This is a genomic window from Frankia sp. Hr75.2 (assembly GCF_949319125.1).
GTDB classification, from domain to species: Bacteria; Actinomycetota; Actinomycetes; order Frankiales; family Frankiaceae; genus Parafrankia; species Parafrankia soli.
The window spans coordinates 1-3,799 of record NZ_CASGGV010000098.1; the positions used below are offsets into that span (position 1 = coordinate 1).

Annotated in this window: 5 protein-coding genes; 2 read left to right on the forward strand and 3 right to left on the reverse strand. The window is 66.8% G+C overall.

Going from position 1 to position 3,799, the window contains the following annotated elements:
• Positions 1-680: 680 nt before the first annotated feature.
• Positions 681-1,076 carry a hypothetical protein gene (locus AC559T_RS08905; RefSeq protein ID WP_498868412.1) on the reverse strand — a complete coding sequence of 132 codons (396 nt, stop codon included), beginning with the start codon at positions 1,074-1,076 and terminating at the stop codon, positions 681-683.
• Between the two features lie 288 nt (positions 1,077-1,364).
• Between AC559T_RS08905 and AC559T_RS08910 the strand changes: the two genes are divergently transcribed.
• Complete coding sequence (locus AC559T_RS08910; protein WP_498868413.1) at positions 1,365-1,670, forward strand: hypothetical protein; 306 nt, start codon at positions 1,365-1,367, stop codon at positions 1,668-1,670.
• A gap of 314 nt (positions 1,671-1,984) precedes the next feature.
• Entirely contained in the window at positions 1,985-2,116 is a 132-nt protein-coding gene (locus AC559T_RS08915; RefSeq protein WP_498868414.1) for a hypothetical protein, read from the forward strand.
• Between the two features lie 522 nt (positions 2,117-2,638).
• Here the strand turns inward: AC559T_RS08915 and AC559T_RS08920 are convergent.
• Both AC559T_RS08920 and AC559T_RS08925 read right to left on the reverse strand, forming a co-directional pair.
• A complete protein-coding gene (locus AC559T_RS08920; protein ID WP_498868415.1) occupies positions 2,639-3,259 on the reverse strand; it encodes a transposase in 621 nt (206 codons plus the stop codon).
• A complete protein-coding gene (locus AC559T_RS08925; protein WP_498868416.1) occupies positions 3,184-3,723 on the reverse strand; it encodes a winged helix-turn-helix domain-containing protein in 540 nt (179 codons plus the stop codon). Before AC559T_RS08925 ends, AC559T_RS08920 begins: the two co-directional genes overlap by 76 nt.
• Positions 3,724-3,799 lie beyond the last annotated feature (76 nt).

Below are 3,799 nucleotides of genomic sequence, written 5' to 3' on the forward strand. Positions count from 1 at the left end.
AGCCAATCCGCGGCCAAAGAGAAAGGGCTCGCATCATAGTACGGCATGTACTTAAATGGGCTCTTTGCGTAACTGTGCCATATCTGGCATGCTCAGGTGCACACCATCCGGGTCCCCACGTACCCGGACGGTGCCATCGTCTCTGGGGTCGGACACTCCAGGTAGCCATCCCGGGTTGATCGGTCCGGGTTGATCGGTCTGGCGACGTTCCGACGCGCCGAATGGGCGGCTGGTCCGACGCGCTGGTGGGTGCCGACCAGAGTGTCAAGCCCCACTGGGCCGCTACGCGTGACCTGTGTGTATCCCTACTCGCATGATCGGAAGCCGGTCACCCGGCGTCCACAGGTGTCAACGCCGACCGAAACTGAACAGGTATTGCCAGGTACCGGGCGGCCATTAGGGCCGTTCTCCACGCATAGACCCGCGACCTGCGGCGATGAACTTCATAATCAACTATTGCAACGCGCTGACCTGCAACGATGCGCTCATGCGCGGGAGACCGGGGTTCTGGAGCCCACAGGCGTGGTGGGGGATCCTGGGCGTGGCCGTGCGGTTAGACGTGCGCGATGCCCGGCCGGCGCCACACCCGCTGCAGCCGGCGAGACGGCCTGGCCACCTCGCCGACCAGCGTCGCGCCTATTCTCCCCGACCACGGCTGGACGCGAGCCGGAACACCGGCCTCAAACGCCCGACCGCTCGTCCCCGGCAGCACTCGATGCCGGCTGGGGACGGGCGGTGGCCTCGCCGCGGGTGTGCTGGGCAACATAGGTGCCGGCAGCGATCGCCGCAGCCACTGGCCACTCGACGACCTGCGCCACTGCCAGCGCACCCAGCCCCAGGTAGTAGGCGGTCTTGCCGGGCGAGGGCATGCTGAGCGGACCCAGCCGCCACCCGTCGCCGGCCGGCCGGCCCGCCGTTTCGAACTGGGCGGTGATGAACGGCAACCGGATCGTCGTGGTCCGCGCCGTCGCCGCCTGCGTTCCGGGCTCGGGCTGCTCCGGGCCGGGTCGGGTGCGTGCCCCCGGGCCCTTCGTGGTCGACGTGGCCGTGTTCCGGTGTCCCGTAGACGGTGTCATCGCTTCCCCTTCCTCTCCACACACCACAGCGAATAGCAGAGAGTAACCTCACCGCCGCTTCTTGTGCGCGTTCGGTGAGGGGGCGAGGCGGCACCGGATCGGCGAGAGTTGGGTGGGCTGGTGGCCTTGCCCGCGGCCGGCGAAGAACGCCCGGTATTACCGGCTATCAGGCCATACGCTCGCCGTTCGCGGCATACGCTTCGACGGAAGTCGCTGCCCTGCGAGGAACGTCCTGATTGCTGGGCGGCGGATAGCGACACCCAAGCCTGTCACCTAGAGTCACCGAGCATGGTGCTGTCTGACGTGACACTTGCGATCCTGGCCGACGGGCCTTTCCGCGGCGGCACTTTCGTGGTCCGCCCTGGCCAGACGCTTACCTTCGGCACGTCGTGGCTCAACCCGCACACCGTGGTGTACCAGCCCACCGGCGAGGTCATCGAGACCCTGGAAGGCGAGGCGGTGGTCCTACGCTGCGAGGTGATCCCACCGGCCGTCACAAGCGGCGATCGACGAGCGCAACCCTCCGATGCTCAGCGCATGAACGTTCCCGGCCCCCTGTCTGTCACAGCTACATCCGCCGCCGGCCGATCCTGAGCCGAGTGCACGAACGTGGCGTACGGACGTTCACCGCCTGACAGGCCGGAGATGAACACGCAGATACGCCACGGGCCATGCGGCTCAAGAACCTGATCTATTAAGCGTCGGATGGGGCAAGTCCCCGGCGTGTCACTGACTTCAGTAAACCCGACACACATCAGATCACGCGGGACGGCATCCGCCTTGCGGCGTGGGCGGAGCACTCTTGGGTAGGGACCCCGAAGATCTGCACAATGATCTCGTGGGACTCCTTTTCGGTCAGGGAAACGCACAGAGTGCAGCGCAGGAGGGCGCCAGCCGTGAGGTTGTCGTTGAAGCTGATCGTCTCAGGTACGGTGGCGCTGTATGCGACCTGCGCGGTGGCGACATGGCCGCTTGCGGTCGACGTCGCCGCGGACACCTGGACCAGCATCGTGGGGTTCGCTACGTTCGTCTGGATCTGAACCTAACGGGCCGTCTCGGGGGCCGTCCTTGGCTCCGAGGGTGTCACAGGCTTCTGTGATCCCATCAGTGTAGGCGAGCCAGCGCTGTCCAGCGAACTGTGCCGGGAACCGGACCAGTCGCCCCCAGCTCGTCCCCGACGCGTTCGACGCCATAGGACACCACCGCGGCGGCCCGGCTCGCGATGACCGGACCACCGTCGCGGTCACCCCACCCGTCGGTGACCATGGCCAAGGCCGTGCGGCCATGGACCCCTTTGACCATCACCGGTGTCCCCGCTGGCGATCACCTTGGAATCGTCGTCGGAACCACCCCCACCTCGCAGTCTGCGCGTCCGAAACGGCATAGCTGGACCTGCCGAACACGGCTGAGGCCGACGGTACGGGCTGTGCACCCACCGGGAAGGATCAACATGCCGTTCCATGCGGAGTGCGACAACAGCGGACGCCGCCTGCCACTGCCCGGCTCGCGGACAGACAAAGACGAAGCGCGACTCATCCGCTACTGATGATTAATGTGTGAAGTTATGTTGATCCGAGTTCTTCCCAGGCCAGTCCGGTTTCGGTAAAGAACCCGACGAGGAGCTCGGGCCGATACTGCATGCGTTTCAGCCCGTGCTTGACGGCCTGAAAGACCTCGTCGATACCGCGGGCAGCCAGATGCACCAGGGTTGTCCGTTTCAGATACGACCAGGCACCCTCGACGGGATTCAGGTCGGGGGCGTAGGCCGGTAGCCACACAACACTGATCCAGCCGGTGTGCGCGGCCAGGAACGCGGCCATCCGCGCCTGGAGGTGGATGTTCAGCCGGTCCCACACCAGCACCAGCCGACCCCCGGGCAGCTGCGCGTGCGCGGCCAGCAGAAGATCCCGACAGTCCGTCCAGCTCAGCCCTTTACGCTCCCCGCGACGGCCGTGGCTGACCCGTGCCCGGTAGACCAGCCGGGCCCGCTGTCCGGGTTTGTAGCAGACCATCCCGATCACACTCACCCGCCCGGCACCGCCCCGTCCTGGTACCCGCACCAGCGGCGTCACCCCACGCCGTGCCCACGTCCGCCCGCGTGGCGGCCTCAGGCCCTGCCCTGTCTCGTCGCAGAAACAGACCCAGGCGTCCCGGGTCGCCGCGGTGGTTTTACCGCCGGCCACCCCTGCGCGGACCAGCCCGCCACCGCGGTGTCGTCACGTTCCACCGCGCGGCGCGCCGGCACCTGACACGACCAGCCGTTGCGGTCCAGCAGCATCCACACCCCCGGCACGGTGTAGGTGACCCCGAACTCCCGCCTGATCACCTGCGCGACCCGAGCCAGGGTCCACCGCTGATCAATCCAGCCATACACCCCCGGCCCCCGGCGCAAGATCGCCTCCAACCGGGCCAGATCCCGATCATCCAACCGGCACGAGGACAACGGACCGGTCGACCGCAACGCCGCCGCACCCCCCGCTTCCCACGCCCGATACCAGCAGCCCGCCGTCTTCAGGGTCACCTTGAATTCCCGTGCCACCTCCGTCCGTGTCGCACCCGCAGCGAACCGATCAGCCGCGGCCAACCGAACTCGCTCCCGTTCCACCTGCTCGGCGGGCGTCAACCCGCCACCCGTCGCATACCTCATACAAACGGTCTACCCGCACACCAACGGCCATCACCAGGCGCATTAACACCACACATTAATCATCAGTACTACTCGT